At 66.5% G+C, this 16698-nt stretch carries 8 protein-coding genes and 2 rRNA genes; 6 read left to right on the top strand and 4 right to left on the bottom strand.

Annotated elements, in window-relative coordinates; genetic code table 11:
• Positions 1-69 precede the first annotated feature (69 nt).
• Positions 70-606: an NUDIX domain-containing protein gene (locus OG788_RS09730; protein WP_351539464.1), complete on the top strand. Its 537-nt coding sequence runs from the start codon at positions 70-72 to the stop codon at positions 604-606.
• A 3-nt stretch (positions 607-609) separates the two neighbouring features.
• On the opposite strand, the gene OG788_RS09725 is transcribed toward OG788_RS09730, so the two are convergent.
• Positions 610-2967 carry a TIM-barrel domain-containing protein gene (locus OG788_RS09725; protein WP_406370168.1) on the bottom strand — a complete coding sequence of 786 codons (2358 nt, stop codon included), beginning with the start codon at positions 2965-2967 and terminating at the stop codon, positions 610-612.
• A gap of 213 nt (positions 2968-3180) precedes the next feature.
• Here OG788_RS09725 and OG788_RS09720 point away from each other — a divergent pair, with 213 nt between their 5' ends.
• Complete coding sequence (locus OG788_RS09720) at positions 3181-5148, top strand: acetoacetate--CoA ligase (RefSeq protein WP_406370166.1); 1968 nt, start codon at positions 3181-3183, stop codon at positions 5146-5148.
• Here the strand turns inward: OG788_RS09720 and OG788_RS09715 are convergent, their stop codons facing one another.
• The gene (locus OG788_RS09715; protein ID WP_406370164.1) at positions 5149-6468 is read right to left on the bottom strand and encodes an aminotransferase class I/II-fold pyridoxal phosphate-dependent enzyme; all 1320 of its coding nucleotides are present in this window, start codon (positions 6466-6468) and stop codon (positions 5149-5151) included.
• A 111-nt stretch (positions 6469-6579) separates the two neighbouring features.
• Here OG788_RS09715 and OG788_RS09710 point away from each other — a divergent pair, with 111 nt between their 5' ends.
• Together OG788_RS09710 and OG788_RS09705 are read left to right on the top strand one after the other, a co-directional pair.
• Positions 6580-7788: an MFS transporter gene (locus OG788_RS09710; protein ID WP_406370162.1), complete on the top strand. Its 1209-nt coding sequence runs from the start codon at positions 6580-6582 to the stop codon at positions 7786-7788.
• Between the two features lie 23 nt (positions 7789-7811).
• A complete protein-coding gene (locus OG788_RS09705; protein WP_406370161.1) occupies positions 7812-8705 on the top strand; it encodes a hypothetical protein in 894 nt (297 codons plus the stop codon).
• A gap of 79 nt (positions 8706-8784) precedes the next feature.
• Here OG788_RS09705 and ptsP read toward each other — a convergent pair whose 3' ends face one another.
• Together ptsP and OG788_RS09695 are read right to left on the bottom strand one after the other, a co-directional pair.
• Positions 8785-10455, bottom strand: a complete 1671-nt coding sequence (gene ptsP, locus OG788_RS09700) for a phosphoenolpyruvate--protein phosphotransferase (RefSeq protein ID WP_406370159.1) — start codon at positions 10453-10455, stop codon at positions 8785-8787.
• A gap of 77 nt (positions 10456-10532) precedes the next feature.
• Positions 10533-10982 (bottom strand): PTS glucose transporter subunit IIA, encoded by a 450-nt coding sequence (locus OG788_RS09695; protein ID WP_406370157.1) that lies wholly within the window; start codon positions 10980-10982, stop codon positions 10533-10535.
• Positions 10983-11649: 667 nt separating this feature from the next.
• Between OG788_RS09695 and OG788_RS09690 the strand changes: the two genes are divergently transcribed.
• Both OG788_RS09690 and OG788_RS09685 read left to right on the top strand, forming a co-directional pair.
• Positions 11650-13175, top strand: a 16S ribosomal RNA gene (locus OG788_RS09690).
• 315 nt (positions 13176-13490) lie between these two features.
• Positions 13491-16613: ribosomal RNA gene (locus tag OG788_RS09685) — 23S ribosomal RNA — on the top strand.
• The 16S and 23S rRNA genes sit together here, the layout of an rRNA operon.
• Positions 16614-16698 lie beyond the last annotated feature (85 nt).

The following is a 16698-nucleotide window of genomic DNA, read 5'->3' as shown; positions in this document are numbered from 1 at the left end:
GGTGGTTCCGGCCACCCGATCCTGACCGCCCTGAAGACGCCCGATCCGTGATCGGCTACAGTCCGCGGCGTGTCAGCATCCCCGCACCCACCCGCCGACTTCGCGCCCGATTCGCACTGTTCCAGCTGCGGCGCCCCCTACGGAGAGGGCATCTCCGGCTGGCCCCGCACCTGCGCCGCCTGCGGCACGGTGGCCTACCGCAATCCCCTGCCGGTCGCGGTGGCCCTGCAGCCCGTCTACGACGACAGGGGGTCCTGCTTGGTCGTCATCACCCGGACCATCTCTCCCGCGCGCGGGGGCGTCGCCCTGCCCGGGGGATTCATCGACCACCGCGAGGACTGGCGCCACGCCGTCGTGCGTGAACTCAAGGAGGAGACGGGCATCGACGCGGCGAGCAGGGATGTGCGGCTCGCCGACGCGATGAGCTCTCCCGCGGGCCATCTGCTGCTCTTCGGGCTCCTCCCGGAACGTCCGGCCGCCGAACTGCCGCAGTCCGCGGCCACGGACGAGACGGAAGGCTGGCATCTGCTCCGCAGGCCGGCCGAACTCGCCTTCCCGCTCCACACCCTGGCGGCCCGGGCCTGGTTCGACGGACGATACATCTGAGGGTCAGCGTGCCCCCAGCACCCGCACGGGATACGGCGGCTCGCCGGGACCCTCCCCGGCCCGCCGTACCACCACCTCGTCACCTTCCCAGCGGGTCACGTAACGCTCGATCTCCGGCTCCTCCCAGCCGTCACCCGCGTCCGGCACGACGAGCCCGCCTCCGGTGCGCCCTCGGGCGGGCGCCCACGCCTCCAGCTCCAGACCGCCGTCGGCTCCGCGGACGGGCACGACGGCACCGGCCCGCGCAAGCACCGGAATCCGCGACAAGGGGGCGTCGACCAGCACCTGCGCCGGTCCCTCGTACGCCGCCCCGGTGACCGTGTCGTACCAGCGTCCCCGGGGCAGTTGCACCGCCCGCCGCTCCGTCCCGTGATCCAGTACGGGGGCCACGAGGAGGCTGTCGCCGAGCAGGAAGGCGTCCTCGCAGTCGCGCAACGCCCGGTCCTCCGGCGCGCCCCACCACAGAGGCCGGACGTACGGGGCACCCGTGCGGCGCGCCAGGTGCGCCAACGTCATGAAGTACGGGAGCAGCCGCCGTCGTTCGACGAGAGCCACGCGCGCGTGCTTCAGAACCTCGTCACCGAACTCCCAGGGCTCCCTTCGCCCGGCTCGCAGGCTCGCGTGCGTACGGAACAACGGCAGATACGCGCCGAGCTGGAACCACCGCAGATAGAGCTCGGGCGACGGGCTGCCGTCGAAGCCGCCCACGTCGGGTCCCGAGTAGGGCACCCCGCACAGCCCGAGCCCCATCACCAGGGACAACGACGCCCGCAACCCCGGCCAGCCCGTCGCCACATCGCCGGACCAGGTCCCTCCGTAGCGCTGCAGGCCCGCCCACCCCGAGCGCGAGAAGAGGAACGGCCGCTCCTGGGGCGCGAGTTCCCGCAGCCCCTCATAGGCGGCCCGGGCCATGCCGAGCGCGTACACGTTGTGCGCCTCGCGGTGGTCACCGCCGCGGCCCTCCAGGGAGTGCCGGGCCGAGCGCGGCAGCGTCGGCTCCCCGAAGGCCGTGAACGACGTCGGCTCGTTCATGTCGTGCCAGAACCCCGCGAACCCCTGCGCGAGGCGCTCCTTGTAGAGCCCGCCCCACCACGCACGCGCCCGCGCGTGCGTGAAGTCCGGATAGACGGACTCCCCGGGCCACACGACCCCCTTCACGAGCTGTCCCGAGACATCCCGCACGAAGGCGTCCTCCGCGAGACCGCTGTCGTACACGGCGTTGCCCGGCTCGGCCTTGACCGCCGGGTCGACGATCGACACCAGACGGATTCCGTCGCGCCGCAGCTCGTCGGCGAGAACGGGAAGTTTCGGGAAGTTGTCGCGATCGACCGTGAACACCTGATGGGCGTCGTAGTGGTCGATGTCCAGGTGCACGGCGTCCAGTGGCAGGCCGCGCTCCTGATAGCCCGCGACGATCCGCCGCACCTCCTGCTCGCTGCCGAAGCCCCAGCGCGCGTGCTGATGCCCCAGGGCCCAGGCGGGTGGCAGCGCGGCCGCGCCGGTCAGCGACGCCCAGGCGTGCAGCACGCGCGCGGGAGTCCCCACCATCACCCAGCAGCGCAGCGGGCCGCCGTCCATGCGCAGCTCGCACGATCCGGCGCGGTCGTGCCCGGAGCCGGCGCCCTCCTCACCCTCGCGCAGGGTCACGGTGCCGTCCCACGACGTGTCGTGGAACACGAGGTGCGTGGCCGCGTCGGCGACCACCATCTGCACGGGCATCGTGAGGTACAGCGGATCGTCGCCCGGCCCGAAAGCCTGCCCGGGGTCCGTGTTCCACAGCCGGTACGTCCCGTCGCGCAGCCGGGAACCCGAGGCCCTCCCACCCAGACCGAAGAAACGGGCGTCTGCCGCGACTTCGGAACGCTGCATCCAGCGGGCCGCGCCGCCCGCGACGGGTTCCCACCACCGGGGCGGAAGGTCGCGGCGCAGGATCACCCCACCGGGGGTGAGCACCTCGACCGCGCCGTGCCGGGAGATCACGACCGTGACCCGCTCGGCCACGACCCGCCAGCCGCCGTCCTTGTCCGGCTCCAGGACGGCTCGCGGGTCCGGCTCCGGGCAGCGGCCGGCGAGCGCGTACGACGGCTCCGGCGCGACCGCGTCCCAGCCCCAGAACACCGCTCCGTTCACCGCGACCGTGATCCGCAGCTCCGACCGGGTGAACCGGACGACCCCGCCGCCGGGGCCCGGCTCCACACCGAGCACCGGCCCGGGCACCCGGGCCCGCTCGGCGCCCCGCCGCGGCAACCCGGCGGCGTCGGCACGCCTCCTGCGCCATGCGGCACGCACCGTCAGCAGCCCTTGAGCAGCACCCCCCGAGCCGACCGCTTTCACCGAACGCACCAGGTCACGACCGTCCATGGTGCTCACCCTGCCACTACCGGAACCCTACGAGTGAGCCGTTCAGCTGCCGTTCACCTGTAGCGACACCACATCTTCATGTCGCCGACTATGTGTGGCGTGCCCTGGTGCTGAAGTCGATCACATGGCATCGTCCGTGTCAGCCGCGTGACGCGCACACCCCCGCTCGTGCGCGACCGACGCACACGACGCGCACAGTCCGGGAGCCGCTCCATGTCCACTCCGAACCCCTCACCGCTCTGGCAGCCCACCGACGAGGTCATCGCCCAGGCACAGATCACGAAGTTCCAGGCTTGGGCGGCCGAACGGCACGGAGCCCCGTCCGACGGCGGCTACCCGGCCTTGCACCGCTGGTCGGTGGATGAGCTGGACACCTTCTGGAAAGCCGTCACCGAGTGGTTCGACGTACGGTTCTCGACCCCCTACGCGCGCGTGCTCGGCGACCGGTCCATGCCCGGCGCCGCGTGGTTCCCCGGAGCGTCCCTCAACTACGCGGAGCACGCCCTGCGCGCCGCGGAGACCCGCGCGGACGAACCGGCCCTCCTGTATGTCGACGAGACCCATGAGTCCGTGCCCGTGACGTGGTCCGACCTGCGCCGCCAGGTGGGCTCCCTCGCCGCCGAGCTGCGCGCCCTCGGCGTACGTCCCGGAGACCGTGTCAGTGGTTATCTCCCGAACATTCCCCAGGCCGTGGTCGCCCTGCTCGCCACAGCCGCCGTGGGCGGCGTCTGGACGTCCTGTGCCCCCGATTTCGGTGCCCGCAGCGTCCTCGACCGCTTCCAGCAGGTCGAGCCCGTGGTCCTCTTCAGCGTCGACGGCTACCGCTACGGCGGCAAGGAGCACGACCGCCGCGACGAGGTCGCCGAACTGCGCCGTGAACTGCCCACCCTGCGTGCCGTCGTGCACATCCCGCTGCTGGGCACCGAGGCACCCGAGGGCGCCCTGGACTGGGCGGCCCTGACCTCCGCCGACGTGGAGCCCGTCTTCGAGCAGGTCCCCTTCGACCACCCGCTGTGGGTGCTCTACTCCTCCGGCACGACAGGCCTCCCCAAGGCCATCGTCCAGTCCCAGGGCGGCATCCTCGTCGAGCACCTCAAGCAGCTCGGCCTGCACTGCGACCTGGGCCCCGAGGACCGCTTCTTCTGGTACACGTCCACCGGCTGGATGATGTGGAACTTCCTCGTCTCCGGTCTGCTCACGGGCACCACGATCGTCCTGTACGACGGCAGCCCCGGGTACCCGGACACGGGCGCCCAGTGGCGCATCGCCGAACGCACGGGAGCGACCCTCTACGGCACGTCCGCCGCGTACGTCATGGCCTGTCGCAAGGCCGGCGTCCACCCCTCGCGCGACTTCGACCTCACGCGCGTGCGGTGCGTCGCCACCACCGGCTCGCCCCTGCCGCCCGACGGATTCCGCTGGCTGCACGACGAGGTCCGCGACGACCTGTGGATCGCCTCCGTCAGCGGCGGCACCGACGTGTGCTCCTGCTTCGCGGGAGCGGTACCGACGCTCCCGGTGCACATCGGCGAACTCCAGGCCGCCGGCCTGGGCACCGATCTCCAGTCCTGGGACCCCAGCGGAAAGCCCCTGACCGACGAGGTCGGCGAGCTCGTCGTCACCAACCCGATGCCGTCGATGCCCATCCGCTTCTGGAACGACCCCGACGGCAGCCGCTACCACGACAGTTACTTCGACACGTATCCCGGAGTGTGGCGCCACGGCGACTGGATCACCGTCACCTCACGAGGCTCCGTCGTCATCCACGGCCGCTCCGACTCGACGCTCAACCGGCAGGGCGTGCGCATGGGCTCGGCCGACATCTACGAAGCCGTCGAGCGACTCCCCGAGATCAGGGAATCGCTCGTCATCGGCATCGAAGAACCCGACGGCGGCTACTGGATGCCGCTGTTCGTCCACCTCGCCCCGGGAGCCGTGCTGGACGAGGACCTGCTGAACCGCATCAAGCGGACCATCCGAGAGCAGCTCTCGCCCCGCCACGTCCCCGACGAGGTCATCGAAGTACCCGGAGTGCCCCACACCCTGACCGGCAAGCGCATCGAGGTGCCCGTCAAGCGTCTCCTCCAGGGCGCCCCCATGGAGAAGGCGGTCAACATCGGCTCCGTGGACAACGTCGAGCTCCTGCGCTTCTACGAAGAGCTGGCCCGCAAGCGCGGCTGATCAGCCTCCGTACGTGGCCTCGGACTCGCCGAGCACAGCGGCGAAGTCCGAGGCCAGGCGCACGGCGTCGGCGGGTGCGAGTTCCGCGACCGAGATGCGTACGCCGGGTGCGGCGGAGGTGCGGAAGCGCGCACCCGCCGCGACCCACCATCCGTACGAGCGCAGCCCGTTCACGACGGCCGACTCGTCCCGCACCGGTACCCAGACGTTCAGCCCGCTCACGCCGTGGGCCGCCATGCCCCGGTCGGCGAGCTCACGGACGAGTGCGTTCCGACGCAGCGCGTACGTCTCCTGAGCGCGCGCCACCAACGCGCGCGTGCTCTCGTCCGTCATCAGTCCGTGCACCGTCTCCTGCAACAGATGGCTGACCCAGCCCGACGTCAGCAGCAGGCGGCCGTCGTGCCGGGCCAAGGTCGTCGGATCGCACGCCGCGGCCGCCCATCGGAGATCGGTCCCCAGGAACTTGCTCACCGTCCGCACATGGACCCAGCGGGACAGGCCGCCCGTGGTCAGGGTGTGCAGCGGCGCGTCGGCGACCGACGACGCGTGGTCGTTCTCCACGACCAGCACATCGGGCTCCGCCTGAAGGACGTCGACCAGTGCGTCCCGCCGTGCCTCCGAGAAGCCGCCGCCGTAGGGGTTCTGCGCCCGCGGACTGCACACCACCGCGCGTACCCCCGCCCGTAGTGCCGCACGCAGGGCCTCGGGACGGATGCCCTGGTCGTCCACCGCGACCGGAACCGTGCGCAGTCCCAGCGCCGTGACCAGATCCAGCAGATGGTGATAGCCGGGATCCTCCATCGCGACAGCGTCCCCGGGACGCAACTCCACCGACAGCAGTCGCCCGATCAGATCCAGCGCGCCATGAGCGAACGTCACGTGTTCCGTCGGTACTCCGTCGGGCCCCAGCCAGTCGCGCACCACGTCCTCCAGCCGTGCCAGACGCGGCGTACTCCGATGCGATCGCGCACCGGGGGAGAGCCGCGACGGCGGCACCAGATGGGGGAGGAGTTCGGGGTCCGGATGCCCGCCGGCCACGTCGCGCAGCCCGTCAGGCACACGCGGCGGCCGCCGTGACGCCACGGCGGGCGCGGCGGCGACCACGGTTCCGCCGCGCCCACGAGTCACCACGATCGCGCGCCGCCGCAACTCCTTGTACGCCGTCGCGACCGTCCCCGGGCTCACGCCGAGCCGATCGGCCAGGGCGCGCACCGGAGGCAGTGCGGTGCCCGGCTCCAAAGAGCCTTCGGCCACGCCCCGTTCGACGGACGCGGCAATTCCCTTGGCCGTCGTACCACTGATCCCATATTGTGTTGCCACGTTATTGAGTATGTATCAATACATAATCCATGGCAAGGGGGAACAGTGAGTCCGATGCGCCGCGCAGCCGCATGGTCGACCCGCATTCCAGGAGGCCCCGACGGCCGCAGAATGCTCTGGATCGCCCTGATGGACCGCATCGGCAGCGGACTGTGGGCATCCGTCTCCGTCCTGTACTTCACCTACGTCACCGGTCTCTCGGTCGCGCAGATCGGCACCCTCGTGGCCGCGGCCGGAGCCGTCGGCATCGCGGGCGCGCCCCTGGGCTGCCGGATCGCCGACCGACTGCCGCTCACCCGCGTCCTGATCGCGCTCCAGCTCCTGCGCGCCCTCGCCTCCTTCGCGCTGCTGACCACCGACAACTACGCCCTCCTCCTGGCGTTCTCCGCCGCGGGCAGCTTCGGCGACCGCGCCGCGAACGTCCTCACCAAGCTCTACGCCACCCGCGTCGCGGGACCCGACCGTGTCCGCTACCAAGCGGTCAACCGGACCGTCGCCAACGCCGGTTGGGCCCTGGGAGGCCTCGTCGCGGCGGCGGCGCTCACCATCGGCACCACCGCCGCGTACCAATGGCTGCTCGCGGGTGACGCCGTCTCGTTCGTGGCCGTCGCCCTCGCGACCGCCCGCTGCGGCGAATCGCCCTCGGCCACCCGCACGATCGCCACATCGAAGGACCCCGTCCCCGCGACGCGGCCGGTCAGTCCGTGGCGCGACCGCACCTACCTCGCCTACGTGGCCACCGAGACCGTCCTCTTCCTCGACGACGCCGTGTTCAAGGTCGGGCTGCCCCTGTGGATCGCCCACTCCGACCACGCACCGCACGGGCTCGCACCACTGCTGATGGTCCTCAACAACGTGATGGTCGTGACCCTCCAGGTCCCCCTGGCCCGCTTCGGCGCCACGACGGCCGCGGCCCGGGCCCTGCTCATGCCGCTCTCCGCCGTCTTCGCCCTCGGCGGTGCCGCCATGGCGCTCTCCGCAACCGGCGGAGTCGTGGCCGTGACCCTCTTCCTGACCGTCGCGGCCGCCGCCTTCACCGTGGCCGAGATGCTGCACGCCACCGTCTCCTGGGAACTCTCGGTGGCCCTCGCCCCCGAAACCGCGCAGGGCACCTATCTCGGTGTCCACGGACTGGCCCAGGCCGCACAGCGCAGCGTCGGGCCACTCGCCGTCACCGCGGCCATCGCCGCAGGCCCACCCGGCTGGACCCTCTTCGGTACAGTCATAGCCCTGACCTGCATGTTTCAGCATCGCATCGTGCGTGACCGGCTCACCCGCCCGGCATTGTCAGTGCCGCCCGTTACCGTGAGTGAGCATTGATCGACTGCGCACAGGGGGAAAAAATGGCGCACACCCAGCACCTCACCATGCGACGCGTCCTGCGCCGCGAAATCGCCGGCACCATCGGCCTGCTGACCGACGAACAGGACTTCCGGGCGATGCGGCGCTACCGCACCTTCGCCTTCGACGACCACACGACCTATCTCCAACAGGTCGAAGCCCTGCTCAGGACCCTCGCCGCCCAGGGCAGCCACACCACGGTGGTGCTCTTCGACCCCGACGAGTACGCCGAATACTGCGCGGAAAGCGGCCTGGAACCCGACGCCCCGACCAGCCGCACCCGCTTCACCGCGCAACTCGCGGCGACCGGCCCCACCGTTCCCTACGACGGACAACCCCTCGACCAGCTGGTCCCGGACCTCGTCGACGAAGCGGTCCGCCGGGCCACCTGGGAATACGCGACCACACTCCTGGCCCGCATCGGCACCTGCGCGACCTGCGGAGAGGACATCGGCCGCACCTCCTTCGTCCGCGCCGCTCACCTGCTCACCCGAGTCGTCGACACCGCGAGCCCAGGAGACCTCCACCTCGTGTGCAGCGTCTCGGCGGCACCGGACACACTCGTCGCCGTGCTCCGAGCGGAGGAACGCACCGAAGGCGCAACGCGCCTCGACGAAGCCGAGGCCCTCGAATTCACCACCGTCCTGGCTCTCGGCATCGCCACGGCAAGCGCCGGCGGACTCGTCATGCGCACCACCGCACCCGACACCACCGACCGCGTCTACGGATGGCGTCTGCGCGGAGACACCCTCGAGCCCCTCACCGCCGCGGAGGTCTTCGACGCCTACTGCACCGACATCGAATCCGGCGACCTGGTCTCCCCGGAATCGGGCGTCGACTACTGCGTACCGCCCGACCTCGGTGACGAGGTGAAGGGGACGGGCCACACGCACTGAACGCGAAAGGGTCGCCCCATCCGCAGATGGAGCGACCCTCCGTACCCACCGCATGTCGCTCGTCGACGACGCGGCCCGGCTACTCGCCGGACAGCACCGCCTGCGCCGCGGTGCGCGCCTCTTCCGCCGTGTCCGCGGCACGTGCGGCCGAGGCGGCGCGCTCGCACTGGGCCAGCGTGTACTTGGCCAGCGTGGCCCGCACATAGGGAATCGACGCGGCACCCATCGAAAGGGAGGTGACGCCCAGACCGGTCAGCACACAGGCGAGCAGCGGGTCCGACGCGGCCTCACCGCAGACACCGCAGCTCTTGCCCTCGGCCTTCGCCGCCTCGGCGGACATTGCGACCAGGTCGAGCAGCGCCGGCTGCCACGGGTCCTGCAGACGGGACACCGCACCCACCTGCCGGTCGGCGGCGAACGTGTACTGCGCGAGGTCGTTCGTCCCCAAAGAGAGGAACTCGACCTCCTGCAGGATCGACCGCGCCCGCAGCGCGGCCGACGGGATCTCCACCATCGCGCCGAACTTCGCCTGCAGCCCGGCCGCACGGCACGCGTCCGCGAATGCCTTGGCATCCGTACGGTCCGCGACCATCGGAGCCATGACCTCGAGATAGACGGGCAGCCCCTCCGAAGCCTTCGCGAGGGCGGTGAGCTGCGTACGCAGCACATCGGGGTGGTCCAGCAGCGATCGCAGCCCCCGCACACCGAGCGCGGGGTTCGGCTCGTCGGCCGGAGTCAGGAAGTCCAGCGGCTTGTCCGCGCCCGCGTCCAGCACGCGCACCACGACACGGCCCTCCGGGAAGGCCTCGAGCACCTGGCGGTAAGCCTCGACCTGCTTCTCCTCCGACGGCGCCTGCTTGCTGTCGTCGAGGAAGAGGAACTCGGTACGGAACAGACCGACGCCCTCGGCACCCGCCTCGACAGCCGCCGGTACGTCGGCAGGGCCGCCGACGTTGGCCAGCAGCGGCACCTTGTGCCCGTCAGAGGTGGCACCGGGACCCGTCGATGCGGAGAGTGCCGCCTTGCGCTGGGCCGCCGCGGACTCCAGCTGCGCCTTCTTGTCCGCGCTCGGCTCCACGAAGATCTCACCCGTGCTGCCGTCGACGGCGATCACGGTGCCTTCTGCGATCTCACCGGCGCCGGGGAGCGCCACGACCGCCGGTACACCGAGCGCACGCGCCAGGATCGCGCTGTGGCTGGTCGGCCCGCCCTCCTCGGTGACGAAGCCGAGAACCAGCGTCGGGTCGAGCAGCGCCGTGTCGGCGGGAGCCAGGTCACGTGCAATAAGGACGTAGGGCTCGTCACTGTCCGGGACTCCCGGCATGGGCACGCCGAGCAGCCGCGCGACGATACGGTTCCGCACGTCGTCGAGGTCGGCCACGCGTCCGGCGAGGTACTCACCGGCGCCGGCCAGCAGCGCCCGGTAGGCGGCGAGCGCGTCGTAGACCGCACGCTCGGCCGTGCTGCCGACGGCGATCCGCCGGTTCACGTCAGCCGTCAGCTCCGGGTCCTGGGCCATCATGGCCTGGGCTTCGAGCACCGCCTGGGCTTCGCCCCCCGCCAGATTGCCGCGCGCAATCAGGTCGGCTGCCACAGCTTCCACGGCCTTGCGGGCACGCCCCTGTTCGCGCTCCGCGTCCTCCGCGGGAATCTGCTTGGCCGGCGGTTCGAGAACCGCCGTTCCCATGTGCCGAACCTCGCCGATCGCCACACCGTGGCTCACGCCGACGCCTCGCAGCGTTGTCTCCATCTCACCCGTCTCCGATAGTGCGGCAGGTCTCGCCGCCGTGATGGTTGTCGAACGCGCCGTCTGAGACAGCGTTGATGTCACTGCCAGCCGAAGAGCTCGTCGCCGGCCTTCACATCGCCGTCCTCGCGGACGTCGGAGAGGGAGTCCGCCGTGGCTTCGAGAGCCACGACCGGGCACACCGGGGACTTACCGGCGGCCTCGACCGAAGCCGGGTTCCACCGCACGATGCTCTGACCGCGCGTCACGGTGTCCCCCTTGTTGACGAGCAGCTCGAAGCCCTCGCCATTGAGCTGCACGGTGTCGATGCCCAGGTGCGTGAGGAGACCGTGGCCCTCGCTGTCGACGACGACGAACGCGTGCGGGTGAAGAGAGACGATCACTCCGTCCACGGGGGCGACAGCCTCCGAGGGTTCACGCACCGGGTCGATCGCCGTGCCGGGACCGACCATGGCCCCGGAGAACACGGGGTCCGGTACCGCGGCAAGGCCGATGGCGCGTCCTGCAAGAGGGGACGTCACTGTGGTCATGGGAAGCCTCCCAGGGGTGGAGATCTATATGGGCCGTCACTGCCTGTCCCGGACGGCACACTGCTGAGCAGGGTATGTCATATGAAGTGCCGGTTCCGTGCGAGAGGTCCCGGTTGGCGCCGTAGAGCACAGGGCAAACGATTTGCGCCCGCTCCCGGCCCCGATGTAGAGTCGTACTCCTGCTTGAGGATGAGCGGCGTGACCAAGCGTCGTTGCCCGGCAGCACCCAACTTGTCAGATCCTATCTCGGGGTCCCCTTCCGTATGTCTACGGGACGGTGGTCAGAGAGACGGAAAACCACTGATAGAGTCGGACTCGCCGGAAAGGGAAACGCGAAAGCGAGAACCTGGAAAGCACCGAGGAAATCGGATACGGAAACGGTCTGATAGAGTCGAAAACGCAAGACCGAAGGGAAGCGCCCGGAGGAAAGCCCGAGAGGGTGAGTACAAAGGAAGCGTCCGTTCCTTGAGAACTCAACAGCGTGCCAAAAATCAACGCCAGATATGTTGATACCCCGTCTCCGGCCGATCGGTCGGGACGAGGTTCCTTTGAAAAAGTCCTGCCGGGCACTGCCTGGTAGGCGCATCAGCGAGGACGCTGTGAACGCCGGTCCTATTCCGACCGGTTGTTCCGCTCTCATGATGTTTCACCGGATTACCGGTAAACATTCACGGAGAGTTTGATCCTGGCTCAGGACGAACGCTGGCGGCGTGCTTAACACATGCAAGTCGAACGATGAAGCCCTTCGGGGTGGATTAGTGGCGAACGGGTGAGTAACACGTGGGCAATCTGCCCTTCACTCTGGGACAAGCCCTGGAAACGGGGTCTAATACCGGATAACACTCCTGCCTGCATGGGTGGGGGTTAAAAGCTCCGGCGGTGAAGGATGAGCCCGCGGCCTATCAGCTTGTTGGTGAGGTAGTGGCTCACCAAGGCGACGACGGGTAGCCGGCCTGAGAGGGCGACCGGCCACACTGGGACTGAGACACGGCCCAGACTCCTACGGGAGGCAGCAGTGGGGAATATTGCACAATGGGCGAAAGCCTGATGCAGCGACGCCGCGTGAGGGATGACGGCCTTCGGGTTGTAAACCTCTTTCAGCAGGGAAGAAGCGAAAGTGACGGTACCTGCAGAAGAAGCGCCGGCTAACTACGTGCCAGCAGCCGCGGTAATACGTAGGGCGCAAGCGTTGTCCGGAATTATTGGGCGTAAAGAGCTCGTAGGCGGCTTGTCACGTCGGTTGTGAAAGCCCGGGGCTTAACCCCGGGTCTGCAGTCGATACGGGCAGGCTAGAGTGTGGTAGGGGAGATCGGAATTCCTGGTGTAGCGGTGAAATGCGCAGATATCAGGAGGAACACCGGTGGCGAAGGCGGATCTCTGGGCCATTACTGACGCTGAGGAGCGAAAGCGTGGGGAGCGAACAGGATTAGATACCCTGGTAGTCCACGCCGTAAACGGTGGGAACTAGGTGTTGGCGACATTCCACGTCGTCGGTGCCGCAGCTAACGCATTAAGTTCCCCGCCTGGGGAGTACGGCCGCAAGGCTAAAACTCAAAGGAATTGACGGGGGCCCGCACAAGCAGCGGAGCATGTGGCTTAATTCGACGCAACGCGAAGAACCTTACCAAGGCTTGACATACACCGGAAAGCATTAGAGATAGTGCCCCCCTTGTGGTCGGTGTACAGGTGGTGCATGGCTGTCGTCAGCTCGTGTCGTGAGATGTTGGGTTAAGTCCCGCAACGAGCGCAACCCTTGTTCTGTGTTGCCAGCATGCCCTTCGGGGTGATGGGGACTCACAGGAGACTGCCGGGGTCAACTCGGAGGAAGGTGGGGACGACGTCAAGTCATCATGCCCCTTATGTCTTGGGCTGCACACGTGCTACAATGGCAGGTACAAAGAGCTGCGAAGCCGCGAGGCGGAGCGAATCTCAAAAAGCCTGTCTCAGTTCGGATTGGGGTCTGCAACTCGACCCCATGAAGTCGGAGTTGCTAGTAATCGCAGATCAGCATTGCTGCGGTGAATACGTTCCCGGGCCTTGTACACACCGCCCGTCACGTCACGAAAGTCGGTAACACCCGAAGCCGGTGGCCCAACCCCTTGTGGGAGGGAGCTGTCGAAGGTGGGACTGGCGATTGGGACGAAGTCGTAACAAGGTAGCCGTACCGGAAGGTGCGGCTGGATCACCTCCTTTCTAAGGAGCATCTAGGCCGCCGAGTTCGCTTGGTGGTCCAGGGCCATTACGTCGGCACACGTTCGACGGTGGTTGCTCATGGGTGGAACGTTGATTATTCGGCACTCTCAGTCGTCTCGGGCTGCAAGTACTGTTCTTCGGAGCGTGGAAAGCTGATCATGAGTGGCGAGGGTGTCGGGCACGCTGTTGGGTGTCTGAAGGTACGGCCGAATGTTGGCTGCCTTCAGTGCCGGCCCCAGTGCACTCCGGTGGAAACCGGGGGTGATGGGTGGTTGGTCGTTGTTTGAGAACTGCACAGTGGACGCGAGCATCTGTGGCCAAGTTTTTAAGGGCGCACGGTGGATGCCTTGGCACCAGGAACCGATGAAGGACGTGGGAGGCCACGATAGTCCCCGGGGAGCCGTCAACCAGGCTTTGATCCGGGGGTTTCCGAATGGGGAAACCCGGCAGTCGTCATGGGCTGTCACCCACTGCTGAACACATAGGCAGTGTGGAGGGAACGCGGGGAAGTGAAACATCTCAGTACCCGCAGGAAGAGAAAACAACCGTGATTCCGGGAGTAGTGGCGAGCGAAACCGGATGAGGCCAAACCTTGTATGTGTGAGACCCGGCAGGGGTTGCATGCAAGGGGTTGTGGGATCTCTCTTTCACAGTCTGCCGGCTGTGAGGCGAGTCAGAAACCGTTGATGTAGGCGAAGGACATGCGAAAGGTCCGGCGTAGAGGGTAAGACCCCCGTAGTCGAAACATCAACGGCTCGTTTGAGAGACACCCAAGTAGCACGGGGCCCGAGAAATCCCGTGTGAATCTGGCGGGACCACCCGCTAAGCCTAAATATTCCCTGGTGACCGATAGCGGATAGTACCGTGAGGGAATGGTGAAAAGTACCGCGGGAGCGGAGTGAAATAGTACCTGAAACCGTGTGCCTACAAGCCGTGGGAGCGTCGCGCATTGAGTTTACTCAATGCGTCGTGACTGCGTGCCTTTTGAAGAATGAGCCTGCGAGTTTGCGGTGCGTTGCGAGGTTAACCCGTGTGGGGAAGCCGTAGCGAAAGCGAGTCCGAATAGGGCGATTCAGTAGCGCGCTCAAGACCCGAAGCGGAGTGATCTAGCCATGGGCAGGTTGAAGCGGCTGTAAGAGGTCGTGGAGGACCGAACCCACCAGGGTTGAAAACCTGGGGGATGACCTGTGGTTAGGGGTGAAAGGCCAATCAAACTCCGTGATAGCTGGTTCTCCCCGAAATGCATTTAGGTGCAGCGTCGTGTGTTTCTTGCCGGAGGTAGAGCACTGGATAGGCGATGGGCCCTACCGGGTTACTGACCTTAGCCAAACTCCGAATGCCGGTAAGTGAGAGCGCGGCAGTGAGACTGTGGGGGATAAGCTCCATGGTCGAGAGGGAAACAGCCCAGAGCATCGACTAAGGCCCCTAAGCGTACGCTAAGTGGGAAAGGATGTGGAGTCGCACAGACAACCAGGAGGTTGGCTTAGAAGCAGCCACCCTTGAAAGAGTGCGTAATAGCTCACTGGTCTAGTGATTCCGCGCCGACAATGTAGCGGGGCTCAAGCGTACCGCCGAAGTCGTGTCATTGCAGCAATAGGGCCAACGCCCGCTGTGATGGGTAGGGGAGCGTCGTGTGCCGGGTGAAGCCGCGCCGGAAGGCAGTGGTGGACGGTTCACGAGTGAGAATGCAGGCATGAGTAGCGATACACACGTGAGAAACGTGTGCGCCGATTGACTAAGGGTTCCTGGGTCAAGCTGATCTGCCCAGGGTAAGTCGGGACCTAAGGCGAGGCCGACAGGCGTAGTCGATGGATAACCGGTTGATATTCCGGTACCCGCTGTGAAGCGTCAAACATTGAACCAGGCGATGCTAAGTCCGTGAAGCCGCCCCGGAGCCTTCGGGCAAAGGGGAGTGGTGGAGCCGACGGACCAGACCTGCAGTAGGTGAGTGATGGGGTGACGCAGGAAGGTAGTCCATCCCGGGCGGTGGTTGTCCCGGGGTAAGGGTGTAGGCCGTGTGATAGGCAAATCCGTCATACATTAAGGCTGAGACCTGATGCCGAGCCGATTGTGGTGAAGTGGATGATCCTATGCTGTCGAGAAAAGCCTCTAGCGAGTTTCATGGCGGCCCGTACCCTAAACCGACTCAGGTGGTCAGGTAGAGAATACCGAGGCGTTCGGGTGAACTATGGTTAAGGAACTCGGCAAAATGCCCCCGTAACTTCGGGAGAAGGGGGGCCATCACTGGTGATCCGATTTACTCGGTGAGCTGGGGGTGGCCGCAGAGACCAGCGAGAAGCGACTGTTTACTAAAAACACAGGTCCGTGCGAAGCCGTAAGGCGATGTATACGGACTGACGCCTGCCCGGTGCTGGAACGTTAAGGGGACCGGTTAGTCACTCTTCGGGGTGGCGAAGCTGAGAACTTAAGCGCCAGTAAACGGCGGTGGTAACTATAACCATCCTAAGGTAGCGAAATTCCTTGTCGGGTAAGTTCCGACCTGCACGAATGGCGTAACGACTTCTCGACTGTCTCAACCATAGGCCCGGTGAAATTGCACTACGAGTAAAGATGCTCGTTTCGCGCAGCAGGACGGAAAGACCCCGGGACCTTTACTACAGTTTGATATTGGTGTTCGGTTCGGCTTGTGTAGGATAGGTGGGAGACTGTGAAGTCATGGCGCCAGCCATGGTGGAGTCGCCGTTGAAATACCACTCTGGTCGTGCTGGATGTCTAACCTGGGTCCGTGATCCGGATCAGGGACAGTGTCTGATGGGTAGTTTAACTGGGGCGGTTGCCTCCTAAAGAGTAACGGAGGCGCCCAAAGGTTCCCTCAGCCTGGTTGGTAATCAGGTGTTGAGTGTAAGTGCACAAGGGAGCTTGACTGTGAGACCGACGGGTCGAGCAGGGACGAAAGTCGGGACTAGTGATCCGGCGGTGGCTTGTGGAAGCGCCGTCGCTCAACGGATAAAAGGTACCCCGGGGATAACAGGCTGATCTTCCCCAAGAGTCCATATCGACGGGATGGTTTGGCACCTCGATGTCGGCTCGTCGCATCCTGGGGCTGGAGTCGGTCCCAAGGGTTGGGCTGTTCGCCCATTAAAGCGGTACGCGAGCTGGGTTTAGAACGTCGTGAGACAGTTCGGTCCCTATCCGCTGTGCGCGTAGGAATATTGAGAAGGGCTGTCCCTAGTACGAGAGGACCGGGACGGACGAACCTCTGGTGTGCCAGTTGTCCTGCCAAGGGCATGGCTGGTTGGCTACGTTCGGGAGGGATAACCGCTGAAAGCATCTAAGCGGGAAGCCTGCTTCGAGATGAGTATTCCCACCCCCTTGAGGGGTTAAGGCTCCCAGTAGACGACTGGGTTGATAGGCCAGATCTGGAAGGCGGGCAACCGCTGGAGGTGACTGGTACTAATAGGCCGAGGGCTTGTCCTCAGTTGCTCGCGTCCACTGTGTTGGTTCTGAAACCACGAACAACCGTCGTAGCTATGCCACGGCTCCGGTTGACAGTTTCATAGTG

The organism is Streptomyces sp. NBC_00647, assembly GCF_045207245.1.
In the GTDB taxonomy this organism is placed as follows: domain Bacteria; phylum Actinomycetota; class Actinomycetes; order Streptomycetales; family Streptomycetaceae; genus Streptomyces.
The sequence above is the reverse complement of the archived record's forward strand: the minus strand, read 5'-3'. Positions and strand labels throughout refer to the sequence as shown.